A 14,983-nucleotide genomic window follows, 5' to 3' on the forward strand; every position below is an offset into this window, starting at 1 on the left:
TCATCATAAACGGAATCATTATGAAAGTGGTACTCATTGGAGCAGGATTTGCAGGTTTAAAAATTGCACGAACATTCAACAATCAAAAAGGGATTGAATTATTGCTTTTGGATAAATACAATTACCATCAGTTTCAACCTTTATTTTATCAGGTAGCAACTGCTGGCCTTGATGCCAGTAATATTTCTTTTCCGCTCAGAAAAGTGTTTCAGAACAGTAGCAATATACATATTCGGATGGCCAACGTTTTATCCGTCGATACGCATTTTAAAAAAGTGCATACAGATATTGGTAATTTTCATTATGATAAACTTATTATTGCTACAGGGGCCGACACCAATTTTTTCGGCAATAAAAAAATTCAGGAAGCAGCATTACCCATGAAGAGTACTGTTGAGGCGTTGCAATTACGTCATCGTTTTCTGCACAATTTAGAAGAAGCACTTCAAATCACAGACAGAGCCATTTTGGCAAAATTGCTAACGGTAGTTGTTGTGGGAGGCGGGCCAACGGGGGTGGAATTGTGTGGTGCTTTGGCCGAAATGCGCAATTTGATATTACCGAAAGATTATCCTGAATTAGATTTTTCGTTAATGAAAATTTTTCTGATTGAAAATAATGTACATACACTGGCTGCCATGTTTGAAAAAAGCAGGATTCAGTCAGAGCAATATTTAAAAAAATTAGGAGTGGATGTGTTAACCGGAATATCTGTTTCTGATTATGATGGCGAAACAGTAGTTTTAAACAACGGTAACAGTATTGCTTCTAATACATTAATTTGGGCAGCAGGTATTAAAGGTAATGTACCCACTGGGCTTGACGAAAGCCTTATTGTGCATGGTAATCGTATAAAAGTAAATCGATTGAATGAAGTAATTGGTGTACCGAATATTTATGCAGTAGGCGATGTAGCTTATATGGAAACACCACTGTATCCGCATGGTCACCCACAGGTGGCGAATGTAGCAATAACACAAGGGCTGCAATTGGCTAAAAATTTATTACACCCCGGCAATCCTCAACCGTATGAATATCACGACAAAGGAAGTATGGCAACAGTTGGCAGAAACTTAGCGGTGGTAGATATTCCAAAACCCCGATTACATTTTGGTGGATTTTTAGCCTGGTTGGTATGGATGGGATTGCATCTCTTTCTATTAGTAGGTGTAAAAAACAGGATTCAGGTTTTTATAAACTGGATTTACAATTATTTTACAAAAGATCCTAACCTTCGTTTAATATTTAGAGAATTTTATAAGCCAAAGCATCCGATACATGTTACCACCTCATCTGTTACAACAACTTCAACAGAAATATAACTGGACAGGAAATATTCAGGTTCAGCAAATATCTGACGGACTCATTAATCATACCTGGAAAGTGATTACCAATACTGGTGATTTTATTTTGCAGGCTATCAATACCCATGTTTTTCCACATCCGGAAAAAATGGATGTAAACCTGCAAATGCTTGCTGCCTATTTTTTTAAAGAAGCGCCGGATTATTTATTTGTTGGCCCGATTGCAAATGTTGATGGGAAAACAATGATGGTTGTTGACAATACATTTTACCGGGTTTTTCCTTTTATTCAAGGTTCACATACCCAGGAAATCTTATCAAGGTCGGAAGATGCATTTGAAGCTGCTCAGCAATTTGGAAAGTTTACCGCAGCATTGGCACATTTCAATACCAATCATTTACAAATTACCATCCCTTTTTTTCACCATCTTTCATTTCGCTATTGGCAATTTAAACAAGCCTGGCAACAGGCTGATGATGGGTTAAAAAAGCAGGCTCAAAAATATGCCACTCAAATTGCCGGACAAACACAAATTATAGAAAAGTTCAATTATTTCATTCACAAAAATACTTGTCTGCAAAGAACCATGCATCATGATACAAAAATTTCAAATATATTATTCAATGAAGCAGGAAAAGGTGTGGCGGTAATTGATTTAGATACAGTAATGCCCGGATTTTTTTTCAGTGATATGGGTGATATGATGCGCACCTATTTAAGTCCGGTTGGCGAAGAAGAAAAAGATATCTCATTGATTGAAGTAAGACCTGATTTTTTGCAAGCTGTAACCGAAGGGTATCTTTCAGCAATGGTGCATGTGTTGACTGATTTTGAGAACGAACATTTGTTGTATTCTGGCCAGATAATGACATATATGCAGGCCTTGCGGTTCTTAACAGATTATTTGCAACATAACTGTTATTATGCCTGTAGTTATGCAGATCAAAATTTAGTGCGAACTGCCAATCAATTACAATTATTGGCTCAGATGCAAAACATAAGTACTCCAAAACCGAAGCAGTATTTTATAAAATAACTGACTTATGTTCTGCCAGATGTAAATCATCAATATTTGCGGCATATTTTTATCTTTGTAAAAAAATTATTATGCCTTCATTTGATATAGCCAGTAAAGTAGATTTACAATTGTTGGATAACACCATCAATGCGGTTAAAAAAGAAATTCAGGGGCGCTTCGATTTTAAAGATTCTCCGGTAATCATTGAACTTAATAAAAAAGATTTTACAATTATGCTGGAGGTGGAAAGCGATATGAAAATGAAGCAGGTGATTGATATTTTAATTAGCCGTGGCATGAAACAAGGTATTTCTGCCAATGCTTTTGATTTTGAAAAAGATGCTTATCCAAGCGGAAAAGTGATCAAAAAAGAAGTGGCCGTAAAAAATGGCCTAAAGCAAGATAATGCCAAAAAAATTGTAAAATCAATCAAAGACAGCGGTTTAAAAGTACAAGCGGCTATTATGGATACCATTATTCGTGTTACGGGTAAAAAAATTGATGACCTGCAGGCGGTTATTAAATTGTGTAATGAGCAGGATTTTGGTGTTCCACTTCAGTTTGAAAACATGAAATCTTAAATAAATTTGGTTTTTCTGACAGTTTAATAGCTTAATATAGAGGTTTGTTGGAGTTTTTACTCATCTAAATGCTAAAAAATTGTGTAACAACCATCTTAATTTTGGTAAAAACTTACCCAACCCTTATTTTTGCACCCTCAAAAAAAATTAATAATCGTACGGCCAAACCGTACCACCTAAATCATTCATTATGAAGAAAGGTATCCATCCCGAAAGTTACCGCTTAGTGGTATTTAAAGATATGAGTAACGGGTACTCATTTTTAAGTCGTTCAACTGCTGCTTCTAAAGAAACTGTTGCATGGGAAGATGGCAATGAATATCCATTAATTAAATTAGAAATTTCTAATACTTCGCATCCTTTTTATACCGGCAAAAATGTATTGGTAGATACTGCAGGCCGTATTGATAAGTTCAAGAAAAGATATGCGAAGAAAAGTTAATTTACACGTGAGAATAGAGCAAGAACCCGGTCTTTTAAACTGACTGGGTTTTTTGTTTTATTGAACAATAGCTTTGCTTAAATTTATAATAAATATGCAACCTTTCAAATAGAATACTGTTGAAATGATTGAAAGTTGTAACGTTTGAATAAAATTGTAAAAGATGAAATTAGATATTTTAGCTTTTGGTGTACATCCCGATGATGTGGAATTAGGTTGTTCAGGCACCATTATGGCTGCAGCTGCAGAAGGGAAAAAAGTAGGTGTTGTAGATTTAACAAAAGGTGAATTAGGTACCCGCGGAACGGCAGAAACCCGTTTGCAGGAATCTGCAAAAGCTGCAGAAATAATGGGTGTATTAGTGAGAGAAAATTTAGAAATGGCCGATGGTTTTTTTGTACATGATGAAGCTCATCTGCGCAAAGTAATTACCGTTATTAGAAAATATCAACCCGAAATTATTTTATGTAATGCACCTGAAGATCGTCATCCGGATCATGGTCGAAGCGCAAAATTAGTAGCTGATGCAGCATTTTTAGCAGGGCTGCGAAAAATTGAAACAACAGATAATGAAATACCACAGGAAAAATGGCGTCCAACTTATGTTTTTCATTATATACAAGACCGGTTTATTCAACCATCATTTGTTATAGATATATCTGCTTATATGTCCCAAAAAATTGAGGCAGTATTGGCATATGCTACCCAGTTTTATAAACCCGATGTAAACTTAAATGAACCTCAAACATATATTTCATCTCCACAATTTTTAGAAACCGTAAAAGCCAGAGCTATGATGCTGGGTAAAAGAATAGGAGTGGAATATGCCGAAGGCTTTATTTCCGAAAAGGTATTGGGCATTCGTTCTTTTGATGCTATTGTGAAAAATGTTACCTAATACAATAAAAGTATTAAGGTAACGTAACCGCTTGTTGTTTAGCAATAATAAAAGCAATCAGTTCATCCAACTGTACACCGGCACGGGTGCATGCATCTTGTATATCTTCTCTGGAAACATTTGCTGCAAATGATTTTTCTTTTAATCGCTTTTTTACGCCTTTTACATCCATGCCTTCATAACCATTGGGGCGCATTAAAGAATATGCATGTATTAATCCGGAAAGTTCATCAAATGCATACAGCATTTTGTCCATTCTGGTTTCAGGTACTATCCCAAAATGTGCAGGCCCATGTGAGGCAATGGCATGTATAATTTCAGGATCAATATTTCTGATTTCTAACTCTTCAATAATTTTGCTGCAATGCAGTTCAGGCCACTGATCCCAATCTGCATCATGCAATAATCCCGCCATTTCCCATTTCCATTGTGTTGCTTCAGGCAGTTGTTCAATTTCTGCAGCCCAGCATTGCATTAAATGGGCTACTTGCAACATGTGCAATTGCAGTTTAGGATTCAATACCCAAGCCTGCATTAGTTGCATGGCATCTTCTTTTGTTAAAACATTATCCTGATTGGCCGGATTGCCAAAAACAGTTCTGCCTAAATATAACGACATATATTTTTTTGGGTAAAGATACAATCCTGAATAATTTTTTAAGGTCTGTACTTTTGTGTGTGAACTATCCTTACTTTTAAAGTTCACTATTATACCAACTATAATGCCTGCATTACGAACAGTAATTACCGGTACGGGATGTTATATACCTGAGGTAATAAAATCGAATAAAGATTTTTATGTAAACCATTTTTATGATGAAAATGGACAACCCATCGCTTTGCCATCTAATATTATTGCCGAAAAATTTAAAAATATTACCGGGATTGAAGAACGGCGTTATGCACCGGGTAATATGAATAATGTTGATATGGCTATTGCAGCAGCCACTGCCGCTATTGCAGATGCCGGAATTAACAAAGAATCCATCGATCAAATTATCCTGGCGCACAATTTCGGTAATGTTATTCAACATACCATACAAACAGATACCATGCCTGCATTGGCTTCAAGAGTAAAGCACGGTTTAGGAATTAAAAATGCACAATGTATTCCTTATGATATTGTGTTTGGTTGTCCGGGTTGGCTGCAAGGTATTATTCAGGCCGATGCATTTATAAAAGCAGGTGTTGCAAAAACATGTTTAGTAATTGGTGCGGAAACCTTATCGAGAGTAATTGATATTTATGACAGGGATAGTATGATATTTTCAGATGGCGCAGGAGCCTGTATTGTAAGTGCAAAGGAAACAGATGAAGCTGTGGGTATTTTATCCTACAGTGTCCAGTCGCATGCATTAGAAGAATTAGATTATTTATATATGGGTAAATCTAACTTTCCGCATTCTGATCCACGTATTCGTTTCATTAAAATGAAAGGAAGAAAAGTGTATGAATATGCCATGCGTTATGTATCCGCAGCTATGAAAGATTGTTTAGATAAAAGTGGAGTGGATATCAAAACTTTAAAAATGATTTTTCTCCATCAGGCCAATGAAAAAATGGATGAAGGCATTGTTAAAAAATTGTATGAGTTATATGGCATACATGAATTACCACCCTGTGTTATGCCCATGAGTATTCATACATTAGGCAATAGTTCTGTTGCAACAATTCCTACATTATTAGATTGGGTTCGGAAGGGGCAAATTCCGGATCACCATCTTCAGCCGGGCGATACCATTCTTTTTGCTTCTGTAGGTGCAGGAATGAACATTAATGCTATTTGTTATAAATATTAATTGGTTATGAAAAAATATCTTATTCTTTGCACTTTTATAGTTGGTATCTGTGCTTGTTCCCGCAATCCTTATCAGTTAACCAACAGAACCTATAAAAAAGAAGTATCTCGTTTTAGCCGACAGCTAAAAATAATTCCTGCAGTTCCTGCAAATGATACCATTCAACAGCCACCTTATTTTGTTGGAACCACCAACTTTAATTTACGTAAACCCAATTACGTTATTATACATCATACCGCACAAAATAGCTGTCCTGCAACACTTAAAACCTTTACCAAACCTGCAACACAGGTTAGTGCACATTATGTAATATGTAAAGATGGAACAGTATACCATATGTTGAACGATTATTTAAGAGCCTGGCAGGCAGGAGTAAGCAGTTGGGGAAATGATAAAGACATCAATTCATCTTCTATTGGAATTGAATTAGATAACAATGGCTTTGAGCCATTTGACAGTGCACAAATCAACAGTTTGTTAAGTTTGTTAAGCCGTTTAAAACAAATATATCATATCCCAACACCCAATTTTATTGGGCATGGCGATATTGCACCCACACGTAAAAACGATCCCAACTACCGTTTCCCATGGCAATTATTGGCGCAACATGGTTTTGGCAATTGGTATGATGCAATAATTACTGACACTATACCCGATGCATTTAATACCTTAACGGCATTGAGGGTTATTGGTTATAATGTAAAAGATACTGCTGCAGCCATTATTGCTTTTAAACGTCATTTTCTGCAGGATACAACACCCGGCATGACCGCACCGGCAAGATTAGTACTTTACAATCTTCAAAAAAAGTATATGTAACAATTGAAAATAAAATTCCTTTGTACAAATAATGGTTACTAACAATCGTTAGCTTATTTTTGTGTGCATTAAATTAAACGCTATGGATTTTAAGTTGAGCGAAGAACATTTGATGATTCAAAAAGCTGCTCGTGATTTTGCCAAAAACCATTGTTTACCCGGTGTAATTGAACGCGATGAACACCAAAAATTTCCGAAAGAACAAATAGAACAGTTGGCCGATTTAGGTTTTATGGGCATGATGGTAAAACCAGAATATGGCGGTGCAGGAATGGATACCATTAGTTATGTTTTGGCCATGGAAGAAATTAGTAAAATTGATGCCAGTACCAGTGTGTGTATGAGTGTAAACAACAGCTTAGTATGTTATGGTTTACAGGAATTTGGTACAGAAGCCCAAAAACAACAATACCTCACACCGCTTGCACAGGGGAAAAAAGATGGTGAACTATATATTGGCGCATTTTTATTAAGTGAACCGGAAGCGGGTAGTGATGCTACCTCACAGCAAACAACTGCTGAAGATATGGGTGATTACTATTTATTGAATGGTACAAAAAATTGGATTACCAATGGTTCAAGTGCCAGCGTTTACTTAGTAATGGCTCAAACATATCCTGAAAAAGGTGCGCATGGTATCAATACATTTATTGTTGAAAAAAACTGGCCAGGTGTTACAGTTGGTGCCAAAGAAAATAAACTGGGTATTAGGGGCAGCGATACACATAGTATTTTGTTTAATGATGTAAAAGTGCCTAAAGCCAATAGAATTGGGGAAGATGGCTTTGGATTTAAGTTTGCCATGAAAACACTGGCAGGTGGCAGAATTGGCATTGCATCTCAGGCATTGGGTATTGCAAGTGGGGCTTATGAACTGGCATTGCAATATGCCAAACAAAGAAAAGCTTTTGGAAAAGAAATTGCCAAACATCAGGCCATTCAATTTAAACTTGCTGACATGGCCACCCGTATTGATGCTGCCCGTTTGCTTTGTTTAAAAGCTGCCTGGGAAAAAGACCATGGAATGAATTATGACATTAGCAGCTCAATGGCCAAAGTATATGCGAGTGAAACGGCCATGTGGGTTACTGTTGAGGCGGTTCAAATTCATGGTGGATACGGTTACGTGAAAGAATACCATGTTGAACGATTGATGCGTGATGCAAAAATTACCCAAATTTATGAAGGCACCAGTGAGGTGCAGCGGATTGTAATTAGCAGAAATATTTTAAAATAAGCAAATCCGTTTTTTTGCAGTTATTTGAGTAAGTTTATATAACTGCAATGAAAAAAATCAGCTTCATACTATTTATCTTTTTTTGCAGCCATTTGCCAACCGGGTTGATGGCTGCATCAACTGATACGATTAGTGCTCACATGCTGATTCATTTATTAGCTCAACAACAGGTGCAGTCTGCAAAGTTTTTTACAACAGGCACTTTTCCATCATACAGAACATACCGGTACAATATATCTAAACCAGATGATAATATATTTTTTACGGGACTCATTGTATTCACTCTAAAACAATTATATCCTTTAGCAGACAGTGCCGATAAAATTTTAATTGATTCCATCATTGAACGTGCAAAGCCTGCTTTCAAAAAATTTAAAAATAAAACGGGGAGAAATACTTATAATTTCTGGTCAACCTATCCTCCTGAAGTATTTCCGAATGGTGGTTGTTTAAATCTGATGAACCGATCTATGGCGCTTCCCGATGATATGGATGATACGGTAATTGATTTGTTGGCTTTAGGCACAGATAGCACTTCTGCCAGTGCAGTACATTTACTGATGCAACAATATACCAATCATTTAAATGGTAAAATAATTCGCAATACAAAGAAGTCACTTAAAAAATTACCGGCATATTCTACATGGTTTGGAAAAAAAATGCCCATTGACTTTGATGTATGTGTGTTGGCCAACATACTCTATTTTGTTCAGAACTATCATTTACTTTTCGCAAAAGCAGATAGTGCTACAGTAGAACTTTTAAAAATAAGTATTGAAAAAAAATACATTTTAAAAAGCAGTGCGATCCTATCCCCACATTATCAAAGAACTCCGGTAGTTTTATATCATTTGGCCCGTTTAATGAGTTTGTCTGGTTTTGATTTACTTCACGAATTTAAACCTGTACTCGTGCAAACAGCGCATCAAATGTTATCAAATCCATCTACCAATTATTTTGATAAAATAATTGTTGCAACCGCTTTATTAAGATGGGGTGAAAATATTAATGCTCCCTTAAAAATGGGTGTACCTCAAATCCAAAACTTTTTTAGGAATAATCAATTTGTATTTTTTAAGGCCAATATGTGTTCTATATTACCTAATCCTTTTAAAATGATATTTGAAAAACTGAATATTGGGCAGTTTAATTATTTTTCACCAGCATACAATATTGTTTTGTTATTAGAATATCTTTTGTTGCAACAACAATACAATCAGGCACATCCTTAATTTTGTATTATGGCAGTAGCTATTGAAACATATCAAAATATTCTACAAGAATTAAATGCAAGGCATACCAGGTTAATTGCAGTAAGTAAAACCAAACCGGGTGAAGATATTTTAACTTTATACCATTTAGGCCAAAAAGACTTTGGTGAAAATTATGTGCAAGAGTTAGTAGATAAAGCTACTAAACTGCCAACTGATATTCAATGGCATTTTATTGGTCATTTGCAAAAAAACAAAGTAAAATACATTGCACCTTTTGTTTATTTAATTCATGGGGTAGATAGTTTGTCTTTACTGGCTGAAATTAATAAACAAGCGCAAAAATGTAATCGGGTTATTGATTGTTTATTACAAATTTATATTGCAAAAGAAGAAACAAAGTTTGGATTGAATGCGGAGGAACTAATCGAAATACTATCAACTGTTCAATCAGGTATTTTTTCAAGTATTCGGTTAAAGGGATTAATGGGTATGGCAAGCTTTACTGAAAATCAATCTCAAATTGAATCAGAGTTTCAATATTTGAAGCATTTGTTTGAAAGCTGTAAAAAAAAATATCAAAAGTTATCAGATTTCACCATTCTTTCTATGGGAATGAGTAACGATTATAAAATTGCCATTGCATGTGGCAGCAATATGGTGCGTATTGGCAGTTTGTTATTTGGGAAACGTGCTTAATGAAAAGCGATTTGCTTCCAGTGCATCAGATCATTTGCAATATAATCGGTAAGTTGTTTTGCAATCAGTTGTTGTTGTAAATCGGGATGATTATCACATCCGCCATTATAAGCCTGTTTTAAAAAATATTTACTGATTTTTCCATCTTGCACACACCAGTTATTTTGAACCACAGCAGTAATGTAGCGTTGTAAATTTGCATTCAAACTACTATCCGCCATCGGACTGGATAAACAAATAATCTGCGCGTTCGGATATTGAGTTCTGATAGTTTGCAAAAGATAAAGATATTGTTTACAATAGTAAGCAGAATCTTGTTTGCCATCATTTTGACCTAAACAAATGGTTACAACATCCGGCTGATATTTTGAAAATTACCATGGAATTCCGTTCGGTTGGAGATTTAATTGATTAAATATGTTTTTAATATTAAATGCAATATTGCAGCAGCTATGCACCAATCCAATGCCCGAGTAAGCGGTTAAATGCCACTGTGCATTCAGGTTTCTTGCTGTTGTGGGGCCTAAGCAAAATAAGTGTTGTGCTGGTCTTGCCAAACTCCTGCATGGCAAGGCACCACCGATTGATCACTACCTGTACCGCAGGTTATGGAGTTGCCAATACATTCTATCCGTTTGTTGGGTAATGGTGGTGGTTCAAGCAATGCATTGCAAAGCATCCCTGCAAATTCCATGTAACCAATATTGGTTTCTGTATTTTTACACAACACTATTTTATGAGCACCATTTTTTAAATTATAAAAAGAAAGTGTATCTCTTTTTTGCTGTAAACGAATACGATGATAAATGTAATTATCAATTACCACTTCAACATAATTATGGGCATTGGGGTTGGGTACTTCATCCTGCACAATGAATTTGCACGATGAGCCATTGAATGAAGTTGTTACATACACACCCGGCGCCCAATATTTAGGAAGCGCCGGATTGCTAAAATCTATTCTCCCAAGATATTGAAATTTTGGATTATCGGCTGAAAAAAAGCGAAGGCTTTGAGCATTTAACTGAATGTTGCAACCCAAAAGCATAATAACTGCAAAGCATCTGGAAAAAATCCTGCCCAAAAATTTCATTCTATGTTTGTATTATTTGTGTGTGTTTGCATATTGAAATACAATCTGACAAAAAGCTTTTACACCTACAGACAACATACTGTCATCAATATAGAAATCCGGAGTATGATGTGGTGGCGCTTTAGCAGGATCCATTCCCTTAGGCATTCCACCTAAAAAGAAAAAGAATGCAGGCGCTTTATCACCATAAAAAGAAAAATCCTCGGCTCCGGTAGTCCAGTCAGATTCTGATACATTATTTTTCCCTGCAGCCAGTTCTAATGCCGGTAAAGTTGCTTTCACTAAATTGGGGCTATTGTAAGTAACTTCTGTTTTTGTATCAATAGAAACTGTTGCAGTAGCACCGGATGCTTCTGCAATTTTTTCTGCAGTGCGTATCATTCTTTCATGCACATCTTTCTGCATTTTACTGTCTAAAGTTCTAATGGTGCCTTCCATTGTTAATGTTTCCGGAATAATGTTGCTGCGCACACCACTATTAATTTTACCAACAGTAATTACAACAGGTGCTTTGGTTAATTCTTCCTGTCTGCTTACAATGGTTTGAAAGCCCTGAATAATTTGTGCAGCTATTACAATAGGATCAATTCCGCTCCAGGGTTGTGAGCCATGCGATGATTTACCTTTTACTTTTACGGTAAACCAATCGCTGGAAGCCATGGTAGCTCCAGATTTATATTTTATTTTTCCGATTTCGGTTTGAGAATTGATGTGTAAACCAAAAATAGCATCTACTTTCGGATGGTCCATTACCCCTTCTTTAATCATTAAAGGTGCACCACCTTCTTCATTACCGGGAGGGCCTTCTTCGGCAGGTTGAAATATGAAAACAACGGTACCGGGTACTTCATTTTTCATTTTTGTAAGCACTGTAGCCGTTCCCATTAAAATAGCAATATGAGAATCATGCCCACAGGCATGCATTACGCCCACCTTATTGCCTTCATATTCTCCGGTAACTTTACTGGCAAATGGCAATTGAATGCGTTCAACAACAGGTAGTGCATCTATATCAGCTCTTAATGCTACAACGGGGCCGGGCTTGCCGCCTTTTAAGATGGCCACTACACCGGTTTTAGCAACAGGATATTGTACATCTAATCCTAATTTTTTTAAATAAGCTGCAATGTAGGCGCCTGTATTGTATTCTCTGTTCGATAATTCAGGGAATTGATGGAAATGTCTTCGCCAGGCAATTACCGAATCATTTAGAGCATTTGCATAAGTATTAATGGTATTTGTTTCATTTTGCGCAAATGCCAGTGAAGGCAGCATTAGTAAAAACAGTAGTTTGGCAACTTTCATAATGTTCGTTTTGATGGTTGGTATTCAAATGTAATGATTGCTTGGTATAAAATTACTTACTGCTGGTTACATTATTTTTTTATAAACAGATAGGGATCAAATTCAACAAAATCGCTGGCTTTAATTGGAATGCCTGTTACGGTATTATTTTTGGTTAAAAAGGAAGTGGTAAAAACGCCAAAAGCCGGGTTGTTATATGTGAGCAGCCATTCATCATTATCCAAATATTGCAGTGTTGCCAGTAAGTTTTGATGGCTGTTGAATTTGATCAATAAATTGCCTGGATTATTTCTTTCTTCAGAAATAGTGATCGTTCCATATAATGTATTTTCATATTGACCGGTATAGGATTTTAAAGGTAACGGTGGTGTATTGCCTTTAATTCGATCTTTCCATCCATCTATCTTTTTTATTTCCCTTGTTTCTTCATCTAAAAATCCGGGCAATACTGTTTTACTTAAATTTTCAAAAGGTAATTTTAAATAGGCATTTAAAATTTGATAGCGTAGTAATTCAAAAAAATCCTGATTATCCTGATTGGTAAGAATGGTGATACCCAGATTTTCTTCGGGAACAAAACAGGTATTGGTTACAAATCCAAATGCCCCACCGGTATGCCAGAAAATCTGTTTGCCATGATAATCAGTTTCGAATATACCGAGTCCATAACCACTAAAATGTGAATCACCTCTTTTACGGCTGGAGATGATGGTAGCCATATCTCGGGTTGTTCTTAGAACTTCCCAGGGAACAATTCTTTTGCCATTATACCTGCCACTGTCTAATTGCATCATCAGCCATTTGGAAAGGTCGGAAACACAACTTAACAAACTTCCTGCCGGGCCTAAATTATCTACCTGATCGTAGGGGAGCAGCTGTAGTTTGCCCGCGAATGCAGTCGTATGTGGCTTAGCAGCGTTGGGCATTCTGCTGATACCATAGCCTAAGGTTTGTGTATGCTCCATTCCTAATGGTTGTATTAAACTATCGTATACATAAACTTCCCAGGGTTTTCCGGTAACTTTTGGTATAATTTCACCTGCAGTTAAAAAGCAGCTATTGCAATAACCAAAATCCTGCCTGAAAGTACCCGATGGTTTTAAATAGCGCATTTTGTACATGATTTCATGCCGCGAATTTTTGCTGTCCCAAAAAGAAAAATCGCCTTGAAATGTTTTGGTACCCAAATGATGCGATAGCATATCATGAATGGTTACCATTTTGGTTACGGCAGAATCATACAATTGAAAATCGGGAAAATATTTTATAATCTTATCATTTAACGAAAGCTTATGATCATAAGCCAATTGTGCAAGTGAGGTAGCTGTAAATAGTTTTGAGTTACTGGCTATCATAAAAAGCGTGTTTTCATCAACCGGCGCTTTTGTTGTAACATCTCTTACGCCAAAGCCTTTCATTACTATTATTTTACCATCTTTTATAATCGCAATGGCTAAACCGGGAATATTCCAGTCCTGCATGCCCTGCTCAATGTAGGTATTTAAACTATCTTTAATAAAAGTAGGTTGCGCATTTAGCTTGGTTGTGCCGGTACAAAGCAAAATGAAACTTAGAAAGCTGATCAATTTTCTCATAAAAATTAAAATATAGATTGGAAGGTACTACATGCAAAGTGAACTGTTTCAAATTACTTTAAAAATATTCGTTTTCATCAGTTATCATAGCATCTATTCTTATTGGAATAATATTGGCACAACAGCATAACCTTGTTTACGGAATAATGCAATTAATCCTTCATTTCCACCTAAATGTCCGGCACCAACAGCTATAAAACAGGAAGTTGCTTGCATTAATTGTGTTATTTTGGCTACCCAATTTTTATTGCGCTGAACCACCAGTTCATTTTGATATTGTAGTAAATCATCCTCCGTGGTCAGACTTTGTTGAATGCTATCTATGTTCATACGTTTGTACATTGCCACCATATTTATAAGTTCTATTTTCGACCGATTGAAATGCAGCAGCGTTTCTTTTAACACATTGGCTTGTTGTTGGTAAGGTATGTCATCCAATATTTTAAATTGAAAACCGGCTGTTTCTAAACCCTCAATTGGAATATGATACTGTTCTGCAATTTTTTGAATAGAAGTTTCTAAAGAAATGGGAGTGCAGCCCATTAATGCAGGATATAAGAACGAAGTAATTAGAATGGGTTTATAAAATTGAAAAAAACTGAGATTAATATTTGTCTTCTCTTGAAAAATATGATTCATAGAATCATAAGCAGGTGTGGATACAAAATTTTTAAGTGTTTGATTGTTTTGCATGGTCATTTCCTGCATCATGTTATTAAATAGAGCAGGGTCGTCTAATTTAATTTCAAAATAAACGGTATCAACTTTTTGAATGATGCTGGAAATGGTATCTGGAAGTATAAATTCATTAGGGCATAATAAGTGGAAGGTACCGAAGATATAGGCATTGGCTGGAAGATGATTGCCTGATATGCGCCAGAGCAATGATTGTTGTTGCGGCTCTTGTGCCTGTAATAGCAATGGTAATAAAAATAAAAAGAGGTAATATTTCCATTTTGTATTCATGTAATAGTTTTTTGAT

Annotated in this window: 16 protein-coding genes; 10 read left to right on the forward strand and 6 right to left on the reverse strand. The window is 36.0% G+C overall.

What is annotated here, in order from left to right; all coding sequences use genetic code 11:
- Positions 1 to 20: 20 nt before the first annotated feature.
- The 5 genes from JK139_RS01340 to bshB1 all read left to right on the forward strand — a co-directional run bounded on the left by JK139_RS01340 (position 21) and on the right by bshB1 (position 4,243).
- Positions 21 to 1,322, forward strand: coding sequence for an NAD(P)/FAD-dependent oxidoreductase (locus JK139_RS01340; RefSeq protein WP_074419854.1), 1,302 nt, complete (start codon positions 21 to 23; stop codon positions 1,320 to 1,322).
- Positions 1,279 to 2,340 (forward strand): phosphotransferase enzyme family protein, encoded by a 1,062-nt coding sequence (locus JK139_RS01345; RefSeq protein ID WP_081300521.1) that lies wholly within the window; start codon positions 1,279 to 1,281, stop codon positions 2,338 to 2,340. Before JK139_RS01340 ends, JK139_RS01345 begins: the two co-directional genes overlap by 44 nt.
- 71 nt (positions 2,341 to 2,411) lie before the next feature.
- Positions 2,412 to 2,903: a YajQ family cyclic di-GMP-binding protein gene (locus JK139_RS01350; RefSeq protein WP_074418578.1), complete on the forward strand. Its 492-nt coding sequence runs from the start codon at positions 2,412 to 2,414 to the stop codon at positions 2,901 to 2,903.
- A gap of 190 nt (positions 2,904 to 3,093) precedes the next feature.
- On the forward strand, positions 3,094 to 3,345 hold the full coding sequence (locus JK139_RS01355; protein ID WP_068244709.1) for a type B 50S ribosomal protein L31: 252 nt from the start codon (positions 3,094 to 3,096) through the stop codon (positions 3,343 to 3,345).
- A gap of 163 nt (positions 3,346 to 3,508) precedes the next feature.
- Entirely contained in the window at positions 3,509 to 4,243 is a 735-nt protein-coding gene (bshB1, locus tag JK139_RS01360; RefSeq protein ID WP_218330400.1) for a bacillithiol biosynthesis deacetylase BshB1, read from the forward strand.
- Positions 4,244 to 4,256: 13 nt separating this feature from the next.
- On the opposite strand, the gene JK139_RS01365 is transcribed toward bshB1, so the two are convergent.
- Positions 4,257 to 4,862: an HD domain-containing protein gene (locus tag JK139_RS01365; RefSeq protein ID WP_218330401.1), complete on the reverse strand. Its 606-nt coding sequence runs from the start codon at positions 4,860 to 4,862 to the stop codon at positions 4,257 to 4,259.
- Positions 4,863 to 4,965: 103 nt separating this feature from the next.
- Here JK139_RS01365 and JK139_RS01370 point away from each other — a divergent pair, with 103 nt between their 5' ends.
- The 5 genes from JK139_RS01370 to JK139_RS01390 all read left to right on the forward strand — a co-directional run bounded on the left by JK139_RS01370 (position 4,966) and on the right by JK139_RS01390 (position 10,008).
- Positions 4,966 to 6,042, forward strand: a complete 1,077-nt coding sequence (locus JK139_RS01370) for a 3-oxoacyl-ACP synthase III family protein (protein WP_074418624.1) — start codon at positions 4,966 to 4,968, stop codon at positions 6,040 to 6,042.
- A 6-nt stretch (positions 6,043 to 6,048) separates the two neighbouring features.
- Entirely contained in the window at positions 6,049 to 6,861 is an 813-nt protein-coding gene (locus tag JK139_RS01375) for an N-acetylmuramoyl-L-alanine amidase (protein WP_074418623.1), read from the forward strand.
- A gap of 82 nt (positions 6,862 to 6,943) precedes the next feature.
- A complete protein-coding gene (locus tag JK139_RS01380) occupies positions 6,944 to 8,098 on the forward strand; it encodes an acyl-CoA dehydrogenase (RefSeq protein ID WP_218330402.1) in 1,155 nt (384 codons plus the stop codon).
- 107 nt (positions 8,099 to 8,205) lie between these two features.
- Positions 8,206 to 9,330, forward strand: a complete 1,125-nt coding sequence (locus JK139_RS01385) for a hypothetical protein (RefSeq protein WP_218330403.1) — start codon at positions 8,206 to 8,208, stop codon at positions 9,328 to 9,330.
- 9 nt (positions 9,331 to 9,339) lie between these two features.
- A complete protein-coding gene (locus tag JK139_RS01390) occupies positions 9,340 to 10,008 on the forward strand; it encodes a YggS family pyridoxal phosphate-dependent enzyme (RefSeq protein ID WP_218330404.1) in 669 nt (222 codons plus the stop codon).
- On the opposite strand, the gene JK139_RS01395 is transcribed toward JK139_RS01390, so the two are convergent.
- The 5 genes from JK139_RS01395 to JK139_RS01415 form a co-directional block, all read right to left on the reverse strand.
- A complete protein-coding gene (locus JK139_RS01395; protein WP_218330405.1) occupies positions 10,005 to 10,229 on the reverse strand; it encodes a hypothetical protein in 225 nt (74 codons plus the stop codon). The two genes, JK139_RS01390 and JK139_RS01395, sit on opposite strands and share 4 nt — an antisense overlap.
- 302 nt (positions 10,230 to 10,531) lie before the next feature.
- Positions 10,532 to 11,101 (reverse strand): hypothetical protein, encoded by a 570-nt coding sequence (locus JK139_RS01400; protein WP_218330406.1) that lies wholly within the window; start codon positions 11,099 to 11,101, stop codon positions 10,532 to 10,534.
- Between the two features lie 12 nt (positions 11,102 to 11,113).
- Positions 11,114 to 12,406, reverse strand: coding sequence for an amidohydrolase (locus JK139_RS01405; RefSeq protein WP_218330407.1), 1,293 nt, complete (start codon positions 12,404 to 12,406; stop codon positions 11,114 to 11,116).
- Positions 12,407 to 12,477: 71 nt separating this feature from the next.
- Complete coding sequence (locus JK139_RS01410; protein WP_218330408.1) at positions 12,478 to 14,001, reverse strand: serine hydrolase; 1,524 nt, start codon at positions 13,999 to 14,001, stop codon at positions 12,478 to 12,480.
- Between the two features lie 99 nt (positions 14,002 to 14,100).
- Positions 14,101 to 14,967, reverse strand: a complete 867-nt coding sequence (locus JK139_RS01415; RefSeq protein ID WP_218330409.1) for a TraB/GumN family protein — start codon at positions 14,965 to 14,967, stop codon at positions 14,101 to 14,103.
- Positions 14,968 to 14,983 lie beyond the last annotated feature (16 nt).

Origin of the sequence: Hydrotalea lipotrueae (genome assembly GCF_019249625.1) — a bacterium.
Lineage (GTDB): Bacteria > Bacteroidota > Bacteroidia > Chitinophagales > Chitinophagaceae > Hydrotalea > Hydrotalea flava.

What these genes read in the sequence shown, in the direction of transcription:
- JK139_RS01390 (WP_218330404.1), top strand. Translation starts at nt 9,340, where the DNA reads ATGGCAGTAGCTATTGAAACATATCAAAATATTCTACAAGAATTAAAT.
- JK139_RS01415 (WP_218330409.1), bottom strand. Translation starts at nt 14,967, where the DNA reads ATGAATACAAAATGGAAATATTACCTCTTTTTATTTTTATTACCATTG.
- JK139_RS01340 (WP_074419854.1), top strand. Translation starts at nt 21, where the DNA reads ATGAAAGTGGTACTCATTGGAGCAGGATTTGCAGGTTTAAAAATTGCA.
- JK139_RS01400 (WP_218330406.1), bottom strand. Translation starts at nt 11,101, where the DNA reads ATGAAATTTTTGGGCAGGATTTTTTCCAGATGCTTTGCAGTTATTATG.
- JK139_RS01380 (WP_218330402.1), top strand. Translation starts at nt 6,944, where the DNA reads ATGGATTTTAAGTTGAGCGAAGAACATTTGATGATTCAAAAAGCTGCT.
- JK139_RS01395 (WP_218330405.1), bottom strand. Translation starts at nt 10,229, where the DNA reads ATGGCGGATAGTAGTTTGAATGCAAATTTACAACGCTACATTACTGCT.
- JK139_RS01410 (WP_218330408.1), bottom strand. Translation starts at nt 14,001, where the DNA reads ATGAGAAAATTGATCAGCTTTCTAAGTTTCATTTTGCTTTGTACCGGC.
- JK139_RS01385 (WP_218330403.1), top strand. Translation starts at nt 8,206, where the DNA reads ATGGCTGCATCAACTGATACGATTAGTGCTCACATGCTGATTCATTTA.
- JK139_RS01370 (WP_074418624.1), top strand. Translation starts at nt 4,966, where the DNA reads ATGCCTGCATTACGAACAGTAATTACCGGTACGGGATGTTATATACCT.
- JK139_RS01345 (WP_081300521.1), top strand. Translation starts at nt 1,279, where the DNA reads ATGTTACCACCTCATCTGTTACAACAACTTCAACAGAAATATAACTGG.
- JK139_RS01405 (WP_218330407.1), bottom strand. Translation starts at nt 12,406, where the DNA reads ATGAAAGTTGCCAAACTACTGTTTTTACTAATGCTGCCTTCACTGGCA.
- JK139_RS01365 (WP_218330401.1), bottom strand. Translation starts at nt 4,862, where the DNA reads ATGTCGTTATATTTAGGCAGAACTGTTTTTGGCAATCCGGCCAATCAG.
- JK139_RS01355 (WP_068244709.1), top strand. Translation starts at nt 3,094, where the DNA reads ATGAAGAAAGGTATCCATCCCGAAAGTTACCGCTTAGTGGTATTTAAA.
- bshB1 (WP_218330400.1), top strand. Translation starts at nt 3,509, where the DNA reads ATGAAATTAGATATTTTAGCTTTTGGTGTACATCCCGATGATGTGGAA.
- JK139_RS01350 (WP_074418578.1), top strand. Translation starts at nt 2,412, where the DNA reads ATGCCTTCATTTGATATAGCCAGTAAAGTAGATTTACAATTGTTGGAT.
- JK139_RS01375 (WP_074418623.1), top strand. Translation starts at nt 6,049, where the DNA reads ATGAAAAAATATCTTATTCTTTGCACTTTTATAGTTGGTATCTGTGCT.